Annotated in this window: 19 protein-coding genes; 7 read left to right on the top strand and 12 right to left on the bottom strand. The window is 70.0% G+C overall.

The window, feature by feature from the left end; all coding sequences use genetic code 11:
- Positions 1 to 27 precede the first annotated feature (27 nt).
- From ABZU75_RS06635 to ABZU75_RS06615, 5 genes are read right to left on the bottom strand one after another with little or no spacing between them, the layout of a single operon-like run.
- Positions 28 to 801: a fumarylacetoacetate hydrolase family protein gene (locus tag ABZU75_RS06635; protein ID WP_355550207.1), complete on the bottom strand. Its 774-nt coding sequence runs from the start codon at positions 799 to 801 to the stop codon at positions 28 to 30.
- A complete protein-coding gene (dmpG, locus tag ABZU75_RS06630; RefSeq protein WP_350925675.1) occupies positions 798 to 1,811 on the bottom strand; it encodes a 4-hydroxy-2-oxovalerate aldolase in 1,014 nt (337 codons plus the stop codon). Before dmpG ends, ABZU75_RS06635 begins: the two co-directional genes overlap by 4 nt.
- The gene (locus ABZU75_RS06625; protein ID WP_355550204.1) at positions 1,808 to 2,746 is read right to left on the bottom strand and encodes an acetaldehyde dehydrogenase (acetylating); all 939 of its coding nucleotides are present in this window, start codon (positions 2,744 to 2,746) and stop codon (positions 1,808 to 1,810) included. The genes dmpG and ABZU75_RS06625 overlap by 4 nt, the downstream gene beginning before the upstream one ends.
- Positions 2,743 to 3,540 carry a fumarylacetoacetate hydrolase family protein gene (locus ABZU75_RS06620; protein ID WP_355550202.1) on the bottom strand — a complete coding sequence of 266 codons (798 nt, stop codon included), beginning with the start codon at positions 3,538 to 3,540 and terminating at the stop codon, positions 2,743 to 2,745. The genes ABZU75_RS06625 and ABZU75_RS06620 overlap by 4 nt, the downstream gene beginning before the upstream one ends.
- Complete coding sequence (locus ABZU75_RS06615; RefSeq protein WP_355550199.1) at positions 3,533 to 4,987, bottom strand: 2-hydroxymuconic semialdehyde dehydrogenase; 1,455 nt, start codon at positions 4,985 to 4,987, stop codon at positions 3,533 to 3,535. Before ABZU75_RS06615 ends, ABZU75_RS06620 begins: the two co-directional genes overlap by 8 nt.
- 73 nt (positions 4,988 to 5,060) lie before the next feature.
- Between ABZU75_RS06615 and ABZU75_RS06610 the strand changes: the two genes are divergently transcribed.
- From ABZU75_RS06610 to ABZU75_RS06595, 4 genes are all read left to right on the top strand, one after another.
- Positions 5,061 to 5,819: an IclR family transcriptional regulator gene (locus ABZU75_RS06610; protein WP_355550197.1), complete on the top strand. Its 759-nt coding sequence runs from the start codon at positions 5,061 to 5,063 to the stop codon at positions 5,817 to 5,819.
- A gap of 255 nt (positions 5,820 to 6,074) precedes the next feature.
- Positions 6,075 to 6,557 carry a VanZ family protein gene (locus ABZU75_RS06605; protein WP_355550195.1) on the top strand — a complete coding sequence of 161 codons (483 nt, stop codon included), beginning with the start codon at positions 6,075 to 6,077 and terminating at the stop codon, positions 6,555 to 6,557.
- 151 nt (positions 6,558 to 6,708) lie between these two features.
- Complete coding sequence (locus ABZU75_RS06600; protein ID WP_355550193.1) at positions 6,709 to 7,461, top strand: GntR family transcriptional regulator; 753 nt, start codon at positions 6,709 to 6,711, stop codon at positions 7,459 to 7,461.
- Between the two features lie 126 nt (positions 7,462 to 7,587).
- Positions 7,588 to 7,818, top strand: coding sequence for a hypothetical protein (locus ABZU75_RS06595; protein WP_355550191.1), 231 nt, complete (start codon positions 7,588 to 7,590; stop codon positions 7,816 to 7,818).
- A 257-nt stretch (positions 7,819 to 8,075) separates the two neighbouring features.
- On the opposite strand, the gene ABZU75_RS06590 is transcribed toward ABZU75_RS06595, so the two are convergent.
- Positions 8,076 to 9,308: a hypothetical protein gene (locus ABZU75_RS06590; protein ID WP_355550189.1), complete on the bottom strand. Its 1,233-nt coding sequence runs from the start codon at positions 9,306 to 9,308 to the stop codon at positions 8,076 to 8,078.
- 140 nt (positions 9,309 to 9,448) lie between these two features.
- Between ABZU75_RS06590 and ABZU75_RS06585 the strand changes: the two genes are divergently transcribed.
- The 3 genes from ABZU75_RS06585 (at position 9,449) to ABZU75_RS06575 (ending at position 11,899) form a co-directional block, all read left to right on the top strand.
- Positions 9,449 to 9,991 carry a gamma carbonic anhydrase family protein gene (locus ABZU75_RS06585; protein ID WP_355550187.1) on the top strand — a complete coding sequence of 181 codons (543 nt, stop codon included), beginning with the start codon at positions 9,449 to 9,451 and terminating at the stop codon, positions 9,989 to 9,991.
- Positions 9,992 to 10,158: 167 nt separating this feature from the next.
- Entirely contained in the window at positions 10,159 to 11,502 is a 1,344-nt protein-coding gene (locus ABZU75_RS06580; protein ID WP_355550185.1) for a hypothetical protein, read from the top strand.
- Positions 11,503 to 11,617: 115 nt separating this feature from the next.
- Complete coding sequence (locus ABZU75_RS06575) at positions 11,618 to 11,899, top strand: hypothetical protein (protein ID WP_350925654.1); 282 nt, start codon at positions 11,618 to 11,620, stop codon at positions 11,897 to 11,899.
- Positions 11,900 to 11,987: 88 nt separating this feature from the next.
- Here ABZU75_RS06575 and ABZU75_RS06570 read toward each other — a convergent pair whose 3' ends face one another.
- The 6 genes from ABZU75_RS06570 to ABZU75_RS06545 all read right to left on the bottom strand — a co-directional run bounded on the left by ABZU75_RS06570 (position 11,988) and on the right by ABZU75_RS06545 (position 18,115).
- Positions 11,988 to 12,269 (bottom strand): metal-sensitive transcriptional regulator, encoded by a 282-nt coding sequence (locus ABZU75_RS06570; RefSeq protein ID WP_344966736.1) that lies wholly within the window; start codon positions 12,267 to 12,269, stop codon positions 11,988 to 11,990.
- Between the two features lie 18 nt (positions 12,270 to 12,287).
- Positions 12,288 to 13,328, bottom strand: coding sequence for a glycosyltransferase (locus ABZU75_RS06565; RefSeq protein WP_355550182.1), 1,041 nt, complete (start codon positions 13,326 to 13,328; stop codon positions 12,288 to 12,290).
- A 32-nt stretch (positions 13,329 to 13,360) separates the two neighbouring features.
- Positions 13,361 to 14,155 carry a hypothetical protein gene (locus ABZU75_RS06560; protein ID WP_350925733.1) on the bottom strand — a complete coding sequence of 265 codons (795 nt, stop codon included), beginning with the start codon at positions 14,153 to 14,155 and terminating at the stop codon, positions 13,361 to 13,363.
- Positions 14,156 to 14,324: 169 nt separating this feature from the next.
- Positions 14,325 to 16,475: a heterodisulfide reductase-related iron-sulfur binding cluster gene (locus ABZU75_RS06555; RefSeq protein WP_355550179.1), complete on the bottom strand. Its 2,151-nt coding sequence runs from the start codon at positions 16,473 to 16,475 to the stop codon at positions 14,325 to 14,327.
- 189 nt (positions 16,476 to 16,664) lie between these two features.
- Positions 16,665 to 17,294 carry a TetR family transcriptional regulator gene (locus tag ABZU75_RS06550; protein ID WP_355550177.1) on the bottom strand — a complete coding sequence of 210 codons (630 nt, stop codon included), beginning with the start codon at positions 17,292 to 17,294 and terminating at the stop codon, positions 16,665 to 16,667.
- Between the two features lie 11 nt (positions 17,295 to 17,305).
- Complete coding sequence (locus tag ABZU75_RS06545; protein WP_355550175.1) at positions 17,306 to 18,115, bottom strand: sugar phosphate isomerase/epimerase; 810 nt, start codon at positions 18,113 to 18,115, stop codon at positions 17,306 to 17,308.
- Positions 18,116 to 18,351 lie beyond the last annotated feature (236 nt).

Genomic DNA, 18,351 nt, shown 5'->3' with positions numbered 1-18,351 from the left:
GGGCGCCGGCGGCATCCCGGCGCCCCTTCAGGACTTCTCTTCGGACGCGGACGCGGTGAACGACACCGATCCCAGGTGCTGGATCTCGGCCCGTACCCGCGCGCCCGGCGCGAGCGGCTCGGCCGGGGTGGCGGCACCGGCGAGCAGGATCCACCCCGGCTCCAGGACCATCCCGATCTGTCCGGCCAGGCGTGCGGCCTCCGCGAGGGCCCGGCGCGGGTCGCCCAGGATGGCGCCGGTCGACCCGACCTGGACCACGCGCCCGTCGATCTCCAGCACGACGCCCAGGTTCCACCGGGACGGGTCGTAGGGCTGCCACTGGCCGACGGCGTATCCGGCGGCCGAGGTGTTGTCGGCGATCACGTCGGGCAGCGAGAACCTGAAGTCCTCGTAGCGCGAGTCGATGACCTCGATACCGGGGGCGACGGCCGCGACGGCGTCCGGTGCGAACGCGTCGGCCGGCGACGCGATGCGCCGCCCGATGAGGTAGACGACCTCCGGCTCCGCCCTCGGGTGGATGTAGCCGGACACGTCCGCGTACGAACCGTCACCGATGACCGACGACTCCGGCACCCGGCCGAAGATGATGTCGTGCACGCCCATCTGGCGGCGCTTGCCCTCGCTGGTGAAGCCCAGTTTCACCCCGGCCAGCCGGTCCCCCCGCGAAAGACGGAGCCGGATCAGCTCCTCCTGCACCCGGTAGGCGTCGGCCACGCCGTAGTCCTGCTCGGGCCTGGGCACCGCGCGACCGGTACGGATGGCCTCGTCCAGGACCGCGGCGAGCTTGTGGATGTCGGTCATGACTGCTCTCCCGAACGTGCGAGGTCCAGCGCGATGTCCACGATCATGTCCTCCTGACCGCCCACCATCCGGCGGCGACCCACCTCGGTCAGGATGGTCCGGGTGTCGACCCCGTACCGCGCCGAGGCCGCCTCGGCGTGCCGCAGGAAGCTGGAGTAGACACCGGCGTAGCCAAGCGTCAACGTCTCCCTGTCCACCCGGACCGGCCGGTCCTGCAGCGGCCTGACCAGGTTGTCCGCCGCGTCCATCAGGGCGTTCAGGTCACAGCCGTGGTCCCAGCCCATCAGGTCGGCCACCGCGACGAACACCTCGATCGGGCAGTTGCCCGCACCCGCGCCCATCCCGGCCAGGGAGGCGTCCACCCGGTAGGTGCCGTTCTCCACCGCGACCACCGAGTTGGCCACGCCCAGCCCCAGGTTGTGGTGGGCGTGGATGCCGATCTCGGTGCCCTCGTCGAGCACCGAGCGGTAGGCCCGGATCCGCTCCCTGACCCCGTCCATGGTCAACCGGCCACCGGAGTCGGTCACGTAGACGCACTGCGCGCCGTACGACTCCATGAGCTTGGCCTGCCTGGCCAGTTCCTCGGTCTCCGCCATATGCGACATCATCAAAAATCCGGACACGTCCATGCCGAGCTCGCGCGCGGTGGCGATGTGCTGGGCGGAGATGTCGGCCTCGGTGCAGTGGGTGGCGACCCTGACCGAGGTGACGCCGAGCGCGTGGGCGCGCTTGAGGTCGTCGATGGTGCCGATACCGGGCAGCAGCAGGGTGGTCAGCCTCGCCCGGCTCACGGCCCCGGCGACCGCCTCGATCCACTCATCGTCGGTGTGCGCGCCCACGCCGTAGTTGAAGCTGCCCCCGGAGAGGCCGTCGCCGTGCGCGATCTCGATCGCCGCCACCCCGGCGGCGTCGAGGGCCGCGGCGATCTCGGCGGCCTGGGCGACGGTGTAACGGTGCCGGATGGCGTGCATGCCGTCCCGCAGCGTCACGTCCTGAACGTACAGTTTCACGCCTTCACCTCCGCGCGCGCGCCTTCGTCGTCGGTACGGTCCTCGGCCAGGCGCTCGGCCGTGCGCAGCGCGGCGGAGGTCATGATGTCGAGGTTGCCCGCGTAGGCGGGCAGGTAGTGGGCGGCGCCCTCCACCTCCAGAAAGACGGTCACCTTGACGCCGCCGTCGCGGGTGCCGTCGGGGAGCGGCTCCCCGGCCGGGATCTTCTCGAACTGCACGTCCTGCTTGAGCCGGTAGCCGGGCACGTAGTCGCGGACCCGCTCCACCATGGCCCGCACGGCCTCCACCACCGCCGGCTCGTCACACTCGTCCACCAGGCAGTAGACCGTGTCACGCATGATCAGCGGCGGCTCCGCCGGGTTGAGGACGATGATCGCCTTGCCCTTGGCCGCCCCGCCGACCTGCTCGATCGCCCGGGAGGTCGTCTCGGTGAACTCGTCGATGTTGGCCCGGGTGCCGGGCCCCGCCGACCGGGAGGCGATCGAGGCGACGATCTCCGCGTACCGGACGGGCACCTGCGAGGCGACCGCCGCGACGATCGGGATCGTGGCCTGCCCGCCGCAGGTGACCATGTTGAGGTTCGGCTCGGTGAGGTGCGCCTCCAGGTTGACCGGGGGCACCACGTAGGGGCCGAGGGCGGCGGGGGTCAGGTCGATGACCCGCTTGCCGTGCGCCCGCAGCACCTTGTCGTTGTGCCGGTGCGCGCCGGCCGAGGTCGCGTCGAGGACAACGTCCACGTCGGCGAACCCGGGCAGCGCGACCAGGCCCTCGACGCCCTCGTGGGTGGTGGCGACCCCGCGACGGCGGGCGCGGGCCAGGCCGTCGGAGTCGGGGTCGATGCCCGCCATCGCGAAGACCTCGACCTTCTTCGACAGCAGTGCCTTGAACATCAGGTCGGTGCCGATGTTCCCCGAACCGATGATCGCTATCTTCATGAGAACACCGCCCTGACCGAGCCGAGGCCCTCGATGTGTGCTTCGAAAACATCGCCGGACTCGACGCCGACCATCGGGCCGAGCGCGCCGGTGAGCACGACGTCCCCGGCGCGCAGCGGGAAGTCCGTGCGGCCCAGCGCGTCGGCCAGCCAGACCGCGGCGTTGAGCGGGTGTCCGAGGCAGGCCGCGCCCGCGCCGGTGGAGACCTCCAGGCCGTTCTTGCTCATGGTCATCCCGGCCAGGCGCAGGTCCAGGCCGCGCAGTTCGACCGGGGTGTTGCCGAGGACGAACGCGCCGCTGGAGGCGTTGTCGGCGACCGTGTCGACGAGCGTGATGTCCCACTCCGCGACGCGGCTGTCCACGATCTCGATCGCGGGCAGCACGAAGTCGACCGCCCGGATCACGTCGGCGACCGTGAAGGGGCCGCCCTCCAGGTCGGCGCCGAGGACCAGTGCCACCTCCGCCTCGGCCCTGGGCTGCAGGAAGCGGTCGGTCGGGACGGGCAGGCCGTCGAGGTAGGCCATGTCGGCGAAGAGCATCCCGAAGTCCGGCCGGTCCACGCCGAGCTGGCGCTGGACCGCAGGGGAGGTCAGTCCGATCTTCCTGCCGACCAGCCGCCGCCCCTCCGCCAGCGCCCGCCTGGTGTTGATCTCCTGTACGGCGTAGCCGGTCTCGGCGCTCCGGTCGGGCAACGTCTCACGCACCGGGGCGCACGGCTTGCCGCTCCGCGCCGCCTCCAGCAACCGGTCGGCCGCATCCCGGTGCACGTCGACGGCCTCGCTCCACTCAGTCATTTCCCGGCTCCAGCCTGATGGTGATCGTGGTGGGTTCGGAGTAGAAGTCCAGCGAGCGCGTGCCGCCCTCGCGTCCGATGCCGGACAGCTTCACTCCTCCGAAGGGGGTTCGCAGGTCGCGCAGGTACCAGGTGTTGACCCAGACCAGCCCGGCCTCCAACGACTGCGCCACCCGGTGGGCCCTGCTCAGGTTGGCGGTCCAGACCGTCGCCGCCAGGCCGTACTCGCTGTCGTTGGCCAGTCCGACCGCCTCGGCCTCGGTGTCGAACGGGGCGACGTGGCAGACCGGGCCGAAGATCTCCTCCCGGTTCACCCTGGAGTCTTGCGGCAGGCCGGTCAGCACCGTCGGCTCGACGTAGTAGCCACCGTCGCGGTCGTCGCCGAAACGCGGCACGCCGCCGCCGGCGCGGATCTCGGCACCCTCGCTCTTGGCCAGCTCGTAGTAGGAGAGCACCTTGTCCCGGTGCTCGGCGGAGATCATCGGCATCATCGTGGTGTCCTGGTCGGCAGGGCGGCCGAACCGCAGCTCCCCCGCGCGCCTGGCCAGCCGCGCGGTGAACTCCTCGAAGACGGGCCGTTCCACGTACAGCCGCTCGGTGCACAGGCAGACCTGGCCGCCGTTGGTGAAGACCGACCGCACGCTCCCCTCGACCGCCGCGTCGAGGTCCGCGTCGGCGAAGACCAGCCCCGCGTTCTTGCCGCCCAGCTCGAACGAGACGGGCTTGACCCGGTCCGCCACCGCTTTCATGATCGTCGAACCGGTGCGGCTCTCACCGGTGAAGGTGACCGCGTCCACACCCGGGTGCTCCACCAGGAACTGACCGGTGGAGCCGCCGCCGAAGCCGTGCACGACGTTGAGGACGCCGGGGGGAAGGCCGATCGAGGCGGCGATCTCCGCGAGCACCGCGACCGAGCCGGGCGTGTGCTCCGAGGGCTTGACCACCACCGTGTTGCCCGCGACGAGCGCGGGGCCGAGCTTCCAGGTCGCCAGCAGGAAGGGCAGGTTCCACGGCACGATCACCGCGACCACCCCGAGGGGCTTGCGCACCGTGTAGCTCAGCACGTCCGTCAGGTGGAACGCGTTCTCCGGGTGCTGGGCCGCGATCTCGGCGAACGACCTGAAGTTGGCGGCGCCGCGCGGGATGTCCAGGGTCCGGGTCTGGGTGACCGACTTGCCGGTGTCGGCGATCTCCGCGGCCACCAGATCCTCGAACCGCTCCTCGATCGCGTCGGCGAGGCGGCGCATCCAGGCGGCCCGCTCGGCCACCGGCAGCGCCGCCCACGCGGGCAGGGCCGAGCGGGCGGCGGCCACCGCTCTGTCGACGATGGACCGGTCCGCCTCGCGGACCTCACGCACCACAAGCCCGGTCACCGGGTCGTACGTGGCGAACGTCGCGCCCTCGGCGACCGGCACCCCACCGATGAAGTGGTTCACCTGGTCAGACAAGACTTCTCCTCGGGGATGTACTTCGCTGGGTCACTCCATACGGGTATAGGGCCCAGGTAGTTCATAAGCAAGAATGAGTTCCGTGAAACGGAACCCCGACCGGTTGTCCGTGCTGGAGAAATCCTGGCTCGTGCTTGACGCGTTCCGCCCCACGGGCGGGCCGTTGCGCCTGATCGACGTCGCCGAGCGCTGCCATCTGCCCAAGACCACGGCTTTCCGGCTGCTCACCGAGCTGACCTCGATCGGCGCGGTCACCCGCCGCCCCGACGGCTACTATCTCGGCCGCCGCCTCTTCGAGCTCGGCAGCATCGTGCCCGGAGAGCGCGACCTGAGACACGCGGCACTGCCCTTCATGCACGACCTCTACGAGGCCACCCACGAGACCGTCCACCTGGGCGTGCGCGACGGCCTCGACGTCGTCTACGTCGAGAAGATCCGTGGCCAGACGGCCTTCGCGCTGCCCTCGCACGTCGGCGGGCGCCTCCCGCTGACCTGCACCGGGATCGGCAAGGCCCTGCTGGCCTACTCAGGACCCGACCTGATCGACGAGGTCCTCGGCCGACCGCTCCGCCGGCTGACCCCGCACTCGATAGTCGACCCCCGGCGCCTGGAGGAGGTGCTCGGCCAGATCCAGGCCGCGGGGCTGGCCTACGAACGGGAGGAGGCCCAGCTGGGCGGCGCCTGCATCGCGGCCCCGGTGTTCGGCGACGGGGTGGCCGTGGCCGCGCTGTCCATCTCGGTCCCGCTGGCCCGCTTCCAGCCCACCCGGCTGGCCCCTGCCGTCAAGGCCGCCGCCCTGGGCATCTCCCGCGCCCTGACCAGAACCATCTGATCCCGGGTCGGCCGCGACCGCCCGCCTCGACTCCGGCCACTGCTCGGCCCGAGGTTCCGGTTCCCGGAATTCCCCGGCCCACGCCGTACCGATCCACTCCGGTCCGGTACCCCCGAACGCCCCTTGCCTGAAGGTCACCTTCTCGTAACCTCACAGCACCGCCGGCCGGGCTTCGCGCACCGGCATCATTGCCTCATGCACCAGGCATGGCAGCTATGGGGAAATATCGTTATAGCGACTTTCCTCGCGGTCCCGGTGGCCGTTGTCGCCATCCATGTGCTGGCCCGCCACCGCGCCCGCAAGGGTCACCCCTGCCCCGTCCGCACCGCCCTGGCCGACGTGGTCGCGGTGACCGGGACCGCCCCCTGGATCTGGATGATCCTCACTCCTCGGGCGGGCGACTCCGACGTCAGCCTGCTCCCCCTGGTGGACCTGTGGGCGACCCTCCACGGGCCGGCACAGGCGGCGTTCGTGCAGGTCGGCGGGAACCTTCTGGTCTTCGCCGCGCTCGGCGCCATGCTCCCGGTGCGCTCGGCGCGCCTCGCCTCGCTCGCCCGGATCGCGGCCGTGGCGGCGGGCTCCTCACTCACCGTGGAGATCCTCCAGTACGTCCTGCGCCTGGGGCGGGTGAGCTCCGTCGACGACGTGATCGTCAACACGGCGGGTGCCGTGCTGGCCGCGACCGTGACGCGCCGGTGGTGGGCCGACCGAATAGCGGCTGGGATCGTTCCACGGTAACGGACCGGAGAAACTCCTTAAGCTCGCCACACTGGCACGATACCTCCCAAAAGAAACAGGTTACCAACCCCTGTATCTGTGCGATCGTGGACAAGACGGGGCAAGTTCTCTGGAGACGCCAAACCCGGTTGGTGACAGAGGGTGATCGAACGTGCAGCAGTCCCCGGTACCTCCCGAGCCCCCGATCTATCGGCGCATCGCCGACGGGCTTCGCGAAGCGATCCTGTCCGGCGATCTCCGAGACGGGGATCGGCTTCCGGGCGAGAACGCCCTGATGGCACGGCACGGCATAGCCCGCGCCACCGCCAGACAGGCCCTTTCCGTGTTAATCAACGAAGGACTGGCCGTCCCCAAACGCGGCTCGGGGGTGTATGTCAGGCAGTTCCGCCCGATCAGGCGACACGGCTCCCGGCGGCTCTCTCGTGACAGATGGGGGCGCGGCGCGGCCATCTGGGACTCCGACACCGAGGGCCGCCCCTACACCGTGGACGAGGTGGACATCGACCGGGAGCGGGCCGAGGACTCCGTGGCACGGGTGCTGGACAGCCCCGAGGTGTGGGTCCGCAGGCGGCGCTACTCGGTGAACGGGCGGCCGGTGCAACTGTCGGTCTCCCACTTCCCCGCCGAACTGGTGGAGGGGACCGCGATCACAAGGGAGGACACCGGACCGGGGGGCGTCTACGCGCGCCTCGGCGAGCTCGGCCACGCCCCGGCGCACTTCACCGAGGAGATCCGCGCCCGCATGCCCCATCCCCACGAGACCGTCCAGCTCGACCTGCCCGCCGGTACCCCGGTCATCGTGATCGCCCGGGTCGCCCGCACCACCGACGGCGTCGCCGTCGAGGTCAACGAGATGGTGCTGGACGCCGCCTCTTACGTACTTCAGTACGACTTCGACTCATAGTTCAAGACCATCCGTCAACCGATAGGTTGACCTGTCCTTCACGATCATTGATTTCTCTAGAGAAGTGCCTCACCGTCAGAGGTGGAACGTCGCAAAGACGGGCCTGGGCGCGGGGAAGGTGCACGGATGTCTTTCGACCGACATCTAGCGGAAATCGCCCGGGAGTTCCCCGACTGGACGATCTGGCGGAGCGACGCGGGCAGGTGGTGGGCAACCCGCCACCACCCGCTGACCTCCGCCCAGCGTGATGTCGGCTGCGCGATGACCATCGACGCGGACGGCCCTGAGGAACTGCGTGAGCAACTACACGCCCAGCGGGAACGTTCCGGCGAGGCGGAGCCGGAAACGGGCACTTGAAGACCGCCCGGTGCCGGGGTGAGCGGATCCGATGCGGTCCCGGCGCCGGGCCCCCAATCGCGGAAGCCCTCGACCCTATCGGGGGCGGGGGCTTCCGCTTGACCTCCGGACGGCTCCGGGCTCCGACCACGCCGCGGACCCACGATCACGCGCCGGTCTCCGAAACCACGCGGGCCCGCTCATGATCCCCGCGGCACCGCTGAGATCCACGGTCACGCGCGCCGATACCCGTTCACGCGCTTCGGGGCGAGGGGACCTCATTGGTGGGGAGCGGCGTACCTCCCCCCGTTCTTTCCCGCGGCCCGGGCGAGGTCGACGTCGGTGTCGTCGTACACCTCAAGCTCCTCGGCAGAACGGTCACCGGCGTCCTCGCGGGGGGCGTCGTCTTCCACGATCACCCGTACGGACTCCAGGTCGGGTGCGGCGTCATCGGGCTCGGCGCCTCGCGCACCCTCGGATCCGGTGTGCTCCGCGTACCCCGCCGGCGCCTCGGTGCCGTCCGACGCGGCGCCCGGCGTCTCGTCGGGGGCCCCCGAGACCCCGGAGACCCCGGAGACCCCGGAGACATCGTTGGTGGCCTCGACCGGGGCGGGAGCCGTCAGCGCGGGCTGGACACGGGCCGGGGGCAGCACCGCGTCCTCGTCGACCAGCGGACCCGCACTGCTCTCCCGGTGCAGCAGGTCGCCCAGGACGGCACCCATCTCGTGCAGGCGGCGCATGACCTCGTGGTGGGTGTCGGTGAGGTAGACGACCCGGCGGCCGGTGGTCTCGTCCAGGGCGCTGGCCCGCTGCTGGGCCGACGACAGCGTGGAGTGCGCCTCGGTGTTGGCGGCGATGACCGTCGCCCGTGCCTCCGAGTGGGCCGCGTTCAGCGTGGACTCGGCCTCGGCGCGGGCGTGCTCGACGGTCTGCTCCGCCTCCCTCCTCGCCGAGGTGACCATCCGGTCGGCCTCGGCACGGGCGCTGCGCAGGGTCTCCTCGGACTCGGCACGGGCCGCGTTGACCGTCTCCTCCGCCTCGTTTCCGGCGTGGGCGAGCCTCTGCTCGGCGGTGGCGGTGGCCTCGGCCACCCGGCGCTCGGCCTCCTGCTGCGCGGCGTTCAGGATGCTCTCCGCCCGGTCCTGCGCGGAGGTGATCAGCCGCTCGGACTCGGTGGCCGCGTCGTCGCGGAGCTTGACCGCCTCCGCCTCCGCGACCTGCCTCTTGGAGGCGGCCTCCTCCTCTCCCAGCTTCAGTATCTGGCTGAGCCGCTCGCCGAGCTCGTCGTAGTCCTGCGGGGCGTCCGAGAGCCTCCTGCGTGCCTCGGACAGCTCGATCCGGCCCTGCTCGGCCTGGTCGATCGCGCGCGCGAGCCGCTCCTCCAGGTCGCGAATCTGGTGGCGGTGGCGGTCCATGTAGTCGTGAACCTGTCGGCGGCTGTAACCGCGCATGACGACCTCGAACGAGTCCTCATGCATCAGGTCGGGAAAGCTCTCGTGCTGGTTTGTCATGGCACTGCCCGTGGAGGTTGTGTGGCGGGAAAGGTGACGTCAGGAGACGACTTTCCTGCTTACTGCCCAAGTCCGCAACCTGAACACGCCACCTGCTTGCCGAAATACCGGACAGAACGCCCCCCTCTAACATCGTCTCCATGAACGCCACGCCATACATCGCCGCCCTCGACGGCGACGCGATTCCGCGGATTCATCCGGACGCCTACATCGCCCCGGGAGCCGTGGTCGTCGGAAGGGTCCGGCTGGGCCGCGCCGCGAACGTCTGGTACGGCTCGGTCCTCCGCGGGGACGACGAGGACATCGAAGTCGCCGAGGAGTGCAACATCCAGGACCTGTGCTGCCTGCACTCCGACCCGGGCGAGCCGGCCGTGCTGGAGCCCCGGGTGAGCCTCGGGCACAAGGCCATGGTGCACGGGGCCCATGTGGAGACCGGCGCGCTCATCGGCATCGGCGCGATCGTGCTGGGCGGCGCCAGGATCGGCGCGGGGTCGCTGATCGCAGCCGGCGCCCTGGTGGCACCGGGGAAGCGGATCCCGGCGGGGGTACTCGTCGCGGGTGTCCCCGGGAAGATCGTCCGAGAGCTCACGGACGACGACCGCGACTCCTTCGCCCGCACCTCGGCCGGCTACGTCGCCAGGGCCGCCCGCCATCGGGCCGCGACCGTGTCGTCGCCGGTCTGAACGGCACGCCCGCCGGCCTGGACGCCCGCCTGCCGGAGCAGCCGGGAGAGCCTTACGATCGTGCGAGGCCCGCTTGGCGATCGCGGTGCCGGACACCACCTTGACCGAAGGGAGGCAGGGGCATCCCGCCCGTGGCGAAGGCCAGGGGCCCTCGCCCCGGAATGCCGATGACCGGCATGTGGCAGTGGGATGGGTTCGACGCCATCGAGCGCGACGTGCGGACCATGGTCGCCGACCACCGGTGGACGGGTCTCCCGCCGCTCGCGCGGGCCCAGGCCATCGCCCAGCGCACGCTGGCCACCCCGGACGGCGGGCGCTGGCTGTTCGGTGCCCACGCCCGGTGGTACCGCCAGGATCCCGCCGACGGCCGCTGGTACCTGACCGCACCTCCCGCCGACCTGGGTTTCCGCGCCGCGGCGCAGGTCATCCAGGTCACCTCGATGGTCCTGCCGCATCTGATCCCGACCGGCCCCGACTTCGCCGTCGACCGTGGGTCGATCCAGGGGTTCGTCGGCCCCGACGTGCCCTACGAGATCACCGAGCGGGTCCGCGAGCTGGTCATCGCCCAGCGGGGCAGGCGCAGGGAGGACTTCCCGCTCACCGGGCCGTTCACCCGGCTCTTCGCCGGGGAGGTGGCCAGCCCGGTCGCCGCGATCTGGGGCACGCTCATGTGGTGCGCCTACGCCCCCGCCTTCGACGGCAACGAGGTACTGCTGTCGATGTTCGGGGAGTTCCTCGCCCGCCCGCTGCCCGGCGACGAGTGGGTCCGCTGGCTGCCGCCCACCTCGCTGGGCGAGCTGGTCGCGCTGTACGGCGAGCGGGTCAGGGCGGGGCACCCCGAGGCGGGCCTGCGGCTGGTCGCGCTGATGGCCGACACCGCCGCCGTGGTACGCGGCGACCCGAGATTCGGGCCGCGTGCCGACGCCCTGCTGGCCATGATCGAACCGCTGCTCCGCCGGGCCTGCCAGGATCCCGTCATCGCCCACCGGGGTGACGAGGTGGTGCGCCACGCGTGGCTCTCGCGCTGCCCGGCCCACATGACGCTGCCCGACGCCTCACCCGGCGACCACTTCCAGCACATGGTCTACGACCTGGTCCAGGCACTGGGCTTCCTCGCCCCGATGGGCGCCGATCCACGGGCGGTGGCCGCCTCGCTGCTCGCCGCCGACCTGGCGGCCTTCGCGCCGAGGGTGGCCGACGGGCTCTACCCGTGGCTGGATCCCGAGCTGCGGCACATCCTCCACGTGGTGCTCACCGACGCCGCGCACCCGCTGCGGGGCTGCTGGCCGCGCTCGGGCGAGCTGCCCTCCGCGCTCCACCCGCCGGACCGGGCCTCGGCCGCGGCCCTGCTCGGCGCCGCCTACGCCACCGGGCTCGCGTGGTGCCGTCTCACCGGGACCGAGGTACCCGAGCGCGGTTTCACGACGGCCTCGGCTGTCGTGCACCGGCTGACACACGAGCGGGACGACCCCGTCCCGGGAGTATCGGGGACCTATCCACGTCACTTCTGACACACGCCAGTATGCTTAAACCACAAATAGAGTTATTTCATCCTTACTCTCCCTATATCCTTCTAGGCCCCTACGCATCAGACAATTAGCTGAATTGTGATCTCGTAATCGGGAAATGATCCTCCTTGAGGACGTGCCGGGCGGGGCGAGGAATGGTCCCGATGGGCCATGGGCACCGATGACCGCCCGCCGTAACCTCGAAGTGGGTGTGGGCTGCGGAAGGAAGGACGACGCGGTGGGGCACGACGACCTGGACTCTAGAGTCCACGACCGTGTCGCGTTGGACGAGATCGCGCTCTATGCCGAGGTGCTGTCCGCCGTCGCCATCAGCGAACGGCCCCTCACCTTGGTGGAGCTCGACAACGCGCTCGGGTTGAGTGCTTCGGCTGTCTGCTGAAGCCACCGGAAGAACCGTTTTCAAGACCCGGTCCCGGACCCTGTAACGGGGTCCGGGACGTGGTCGGAAAAAATAGTCATGTGACTAGTCACGAACGGACGAGACGGGCGATCGCGGCCGACGCCTCCTTGACCTTCTCCTGCGCCTCCGGGCCCCCGGTGTTGATGGCGTCGGCGACGCAGTGACCGATGTGATCCTCAAGCAGGCCGAGCGCCACCGCCTGGAGCGCCCGCGTGGCGGCGGACACCTGGGTCAGCACGTCGATGCAGTAGGCATCCTCTTCGACCATCCGCTGCAGACCTCTGATCTGCCCCTCGATCCGCCGTAACCGGGTCAGATAAGCCTGCTTGTCACCGCTGTACCCATGCATGTCCCAACGGTACCCGCGTCAGGCACAGCGGGATGTAGCCGCGATCAGTTTCTCCCAGCGGTCCGCCACCGCGCCCGCGCCGTAAACCGCCGCGGCCTCCAGTGCCCCCGCCGCGAGCTCCCGCCGCCGCCGCTCGTCGTCGATGAGCGCGAGCAGCGCGGACGCGTACGCCTCGATCTCGCCCTCCCCCTCGGCGACCAGGACCCCGCTCCGCCCGTCGGCCACGAACTCGCCCGCTCCCCGCGGGCTGTCGAACGCGATCACCGGCACCCCGCTGGCCATCGCCTCGATCACGGTCATCCCGAGCACCTCCGTCCTGGAGGTGGTCGCCACGATCGAGGCCTTGGCGAACTCGCCGGTCAGGTCGGAGGTGGTGCCCATGAAGTAGACGTGGTTGTGCAGGTCGAGGACACCGACGAGGGCCCGCAGGCGCTTCTCCTCGGGCCCCCCGCCGTACAGGCGCAGCCGCCAGTCGGGACGCTTGCCCGCGACGGCGGCGAACGCGCGGATCAACCGGTCGTGGGCCTTCGCCGGCACCAGGCGCCCGCCCGCGGCGACGATGCGGTTGTCCATCCGCGAGCGTGGCCACGGCCCGGCGGGCAGCGCGTCCGGGATCGTGCCGACCGTGACGTTCCCGTCCAGCAGACGGTCCCACTCCTGCCTGCTCGACTCGGTGGCGACGGCGACCGCGTCCAGGCGCGGGTAGAACTTCCTGATCGGCCCCGGCACCGGCGGGCGGCCCCACTCACGGGCGACCCGCACGACGTCACGCGGCGCGTGCCTGGCCACCTGGACGCTCAGGCCGGGGCGGGTGCTGATGAGCACGTCGGCCTTCAGGCTGCGCAACCGCCGCCAGAGAGCGACCTCGGTGCGCATCTGGCCGCGCGGGAGCAGGTGCCGCACCCCCGGCTGGGCGTCGACCACCCAGGACAGCTTCACATCGGACGCCACGGGGAAGAACGGCCTCTCCCGCTGGCGGCGGACGCTGATGATCTCGACGTCGTGACGTTCTGCCAGCTCTCCCGCGAGGTTGACCACCGAGCGGGTATCACCACGCATGCCGTAGACGGATGGGACGAGCAGGCAGATCCTCACCCGCCGACCTCGATCCTGAGCTCGTCGTCCGCCGTGTAGCAGGGCCGGATCGGCACCCCGTCGATCTGGGCGGCGGGATAGTGCAGGCGGCGGCGCTTGCCGTCGACGTCGTCCAGCCGGGAGCCCAGCCGGAGCGGTGTGTCCACGCCGCGCACCCGCAGCGAGGGTTCCCAGGTGCCGGTCTGGTCGGGAGCCGCGGCGAGCACGTCGCAGAGTGAGAGCGCGGCGTGGAAGCGCACGCCCTGGACCGTTGCAACAGAGGTCAGCTCGGCGTCGGGCCGGCTGCGGCGCAGAGCGAGCCGCGCCTCGTGCCGGGCCTCGTCGTCGTCGAGGCCGGTGAAGGCCAGCAGCCCGGTGACCTCGAAGCGACCCTCCCTGAACCAGACGGAGCGGACCTCGGCCGCCGGCCGGGCGTCGTCGATCTTCAAGGCCAGGAAGCCGTTACGGGTCCGGTAGGCGCGGTAGGCCAGCGTGCGGCGGCTCAGCGCGTACGCGTCCAGGTGGTCGAGGGAGAACCCGGGGTCGACGCTGCGCAGCCGGGTGCGCGACGCGCCCTGCTGCAGGTAGGTGTCCCAGCGGCCGGGCCCCAGCTCCAGCGGCGCGAGCGAGACCGCCAGCGCCGCCTCGCGCGTCTGGACGCCCGGCGCCCCCAGCGGCACCCGGCTCTCGACCGCGGTGGCCCGGTTGCGCAGGACCAGTTCGGTGCCGTCGGCCAGCGGTTCGTCGACGGCCAGCCGAAGTGAGAGAACATCGGCCAGGGTAACCTCGGCATCGCTGACGACGACAGGCATCGTCAAGCCCCCTCCCCGTTGAATGAGCTACGCGACGTTGAGGTTACCGTGATTTGACCGTTATGTGAAAGGAAGGTTTTCGGACCTTACGTCCTTTTCATGGGAACTTGACCGCAGGTCAGGTGTGGCATGCGAAAAAATGCCGCACCTGACGTTTGGTCATCGGGCCTCAGGACGCCTCGACGGGCTGGCCCTTGATCGACTTGATCAGCAGTTGGGAGACGTCGACGACTTCCAGCGTCTCCCTGGCCTCGCCCGCGTTCTTCTTCTCGTTGATCGAGTCACCGAGCATGACCAGGCAGAACGGGCAGGCCGTGGAGATGGTGTCCGGGTCCGTGGTCAGCGCCTCGTCCACCCGCTCGGTGTTGATGCGCTTTCCGAGCCGCTCCTCCATCCACATCCGCGCGCCGCCCGCGCCGCAGCAGAAGCCGCGGTCCTTGTGGCGGTGCATCTCCTGGGTCTGCACACCGGGGACCTTGGCCATGATGTCGCGGGGCTGGGAGTAGACCTTGTTGTGGCGCCCGAGGAAGCACGGGTCGTGGTAGGTGATCTTCTCCTCGATCGGCGTGACCGGGATCAGCTTGCCCTCGTCCACCAGCTTGGCCAGCAGCTGGGTGTGGTGCACCACCTCGTAGGTACCGCCCAGCTGCGGGTATTCGTTGGCGAGGGTGTTGAAGCAGTGCGGGCAGGTCGCGACGATCTTCTTGACCCCGGCCTCGTTCAGCGTCTCGATGTTCTGCTTGGCCAGCATGTCGAAGAGGAACTCCATGCCCAGGCGGCGGGCCGGGTCACCGGTGCACGCCTCCATCGGGCCGAGCACCGCGAACTTCACACCCGCGACGTGCAGCAGCTCCGCGACCGCCTTGGTGGTCTTCTTGGCCCGGTCCTCCAGCGCCCCTGCGCAGCCGACCCAGAACAGGTACTCGGTGTCCTCCGGCATCCTGTCATCGATGAGCTGGACCTCGATGGGGTCGACCTCGCGGCCGGCGAGCTCCTCGATCCAGTCGGCCCGCTTCATCTCGGACATCCCCCACGGGTTGCCCTTGTTCTCCAGGTTCTTGACCATGACGCCGGCCTCGGAGGGGAAGTTGGACTCCACCATCACCTGGTAGCGGCGCATGTCGAGGATGTGGTCGATGTGCTCGATGTCCACCGGGCACTGCTCGACGCAGGCACCACAGTTGGTGCAGGACCACAGCACGTCGGGGTGGATGACGCCGTCCTCGCCGACCAGCGGCTTCTCCAGCAGGGCCAGCACGTCCTCGTGCAGGTCGGCGCGCTGCTCCTGGGTGGCCATCAGATACGGCGCCACCTTGAAGGCGTGGTCGCGCTGGTCCAGGATCAGCATCTTCGGCGACAGCGGCTTGTCGGTGTTCCAGGCCGGGCACTGCGACTGGCAGCGGCCGCACTCGGTACAGGTGTAGAAGTCGAGGAAGCCCTTCCAGGTGGTGTCCTCGATCTTGCCCCGGCCGAGCCGGTCACCGTCGAGGTCCTCGTCCTCGAAGTCGACGATCTTGCCGTCGATCCGCATCGGCTGGGCCGCGCCGTTGCCGTCCGGGCGGCGGGAGAAGGCCACGTTCATCGGCGCGGTGAAGATGTGCAGGTGCTTGGAGTTCACCACGATCACCAGGAACACCAGCATGACGCCGATGTGCAGGAGCAGGCCGACGTGCTCGAGCGCCTCGTTGGCCGCCTCGCCCAGCGGCCGCAGCAGCGCGGCCGTCGCGTCGGAGGCGAACGCCCCCGAGGCGTAGGGCAGGTTGCCGGTGTTGGCCGCGGCGCCGCGGAAGAGGAACATCGTCCAGATCACATTGAAGATCATGAAGAGGACCAGCCAGGCACCGCCGAGATGCGACCCGGAGAAGCGGGACTTGCGGCCCAGCTTCTTCGGAGCGTTCTTGATCCTGATGGTCGCGAAGGCGATGAGTCCGAGCAGGGCCGCGACCGCGATGAAGTCCTGCAGGAAACCCAGGATCGGCCACGTCCCGACAAGGGGAATGTGGAAGTCGGGGGTTCCGGTGACGGCCCCCTGGATCAGCGCGCCGTACGCCTCAAGGTAGACGGTCGCCAAGATGAAGAACGCCCACATGACAAAGAAGTGCGCGACGCCGGACGCCGTCCACTTCAGCAGCTTCCGCTGCCCGAAAACCTCGACCAGCTGGGCCTTGAGCTCCTCACCGAGGTTGTTCTTCGCGTACTCGACGCGCTCGGGCGCGCCCGGCCCGACGGTGGCAAGCCTGTACAGGAACAACACGCGGCGCGCGGCAAGCGCGAGCGCCACGATTGTCATGACCAGCCCGATAATCGCTACCCAGAGCACGGGTCCTCCCACAGACGACGTTGGCTGACAGCGTACGACTGCCTGTCATCCACGCTGACGACGGGTCTCCATAAATACTACTGATCGGTAACTTAACTTCAAAGCGAGGCCGACTGCGACCGTGGCCACCTTACGGTCAACACCGTTCCCAGAACAATGCTCTACATGCCGCCGAGATGGCCGCCGAGGCTAGGAAGGCGCGTCGAGATAGCGCTGGACCGTGGGGGCGAGCAGCTCGACCAGCTCCTCGATGTCCACCGAGGCCAGCGGCTCCAGCTTGAGCACGTAGCGCACCAGGACCACGCCGAACAGCTGTGCGAAGGCCGCCTCCATCCGGATCGGCGGGACTCCCAGTATCTCCGCGACCCGGACCAGGAGCGCCTGCGTCATGAACTCGCGGATCATGACGACCATCTGGTCGTTGGTCATCGCGGTGCGGACCAGCGCCAGCAGCGGCTGGCGGGCCCCGGCATCCGAGGTGACGGTCAGGATGAACCGGGCCAGCCGCTCGCCGACCTCCTCGCGCGGCCCCGCCAGGACCGCCGAGACGACGCTCTCGGGGGTGATCGGCAGCTCCATGGCCTCGACGAACATCCCCTCCTTGCCGGCGAAGTAGTGGTGGACCAGCGCCGGATCCACCCCCGCCTGCCGGGCGATGCCCCGGATGGTCGCCCGGTCGAACCCCTTCTCCGCGAAGGTCTCACGCGCCGCCGCGAGAATCTGCCCGCGGGTGTCAGCCGACCCCGGCCTGCGCCCCGGGCGCCTTCTGACCGCTCCGGCCCCGTCCTGGGCGGAGCCGTTCGCGGACGGCGTGCTCACGACGGGCTCGCTCATACGTTGGTGGACGCGGCGAGATGCAGCCGGGCGAAGGCCAGCGCCTCGGCGAGATCGTCGATCCGCTCGGTACGGCTGGCGGCCTTGCGCGTGTTGATCTCCAGCACGACCAGCCCCGAGTAGCCGTTGCCCGCCATCCGCTCCAGGATCGGCGCGCACGGCTGGTTGCCCCGCCCGGGAACCAGGTGCTCGTCCTTGTTCGACACCCCCACGCCATCGGCCAGGTGCAGGTGGGCCAGCCTGTCGCCGAGCTTGGTGAACATCTCCATGGCGTCGGACCCGGACACCGCCGTGTGCGACAGATCCAGCGTGACCTGCGGGAAGTCGTAGTCGACCGGATTCCAGTCGGGTGAGTAGGGGACCACCTCGTTGCCCCTGGCCTTCAGCGGGAACATGTTCTCCACCGCGAAGACCACGTCGGTCTCGTCACGCATCCTGGCAAGGCCGAGCTCGAAGTCGCGCGCGTAGTCGCGCTGCCAGCGGAACGGCGGGTGCACCACGACGGTCCTGGCACCGACCCGCTCGGCGGCGCGCTGCGCGCGCTGGAGCTTGGCCCACGGGTCCTTGCCCCACACCCGCTGCGTCACCAGCAGACACGGCGCGTGAATGGCCAGGATCGGCAGCTGGTAGTGGTCCGACAGGCGCTCCAGGACGTCGATGTCCTGGCTCACGGGGTCGGCGCCCACCATGATCTCCACACCGTCGTATCCCAGACGCGCGGCCAACTCGAAGGCGTCGGGGGTGCGTTCGGGATACACCGACGCGCTGGACAGCGCGATCTTCGCGCTGGATACACGGACGCTCATACCGCTTCCTCGTCTCCGGCTCGGAGCACACCCTGGCGAACACCGCTGGGCATACCGGCCCGCTCGCTCATGTCGCTCACCTTTGCCAGCCTAAGCGGGTCCGGCGAGCAGTGCTGTCCGCCACCACCGACGCGACCGAGATCACATCATCGGGTTCGGCGAGGAGACCGCCGGGCGTTCGAAACGATCAGGGCCCGCCTCCGCCGGTGGGGTGAGAAGCCGCTCTCCTCACCGAG

This window comes from Streptosporangium sp. NPDC005286 (genome assembly GCF_040607515.1).
Taxonomy (GTDB): Bacteria; Actinomycetota; Actinomycetes; order Streptosporangiales; family Streptosporangiaceae; genus Streptosporangium.
This window is presented reverse-complemented; position numbering and strand designations above follow the sequence as displayed.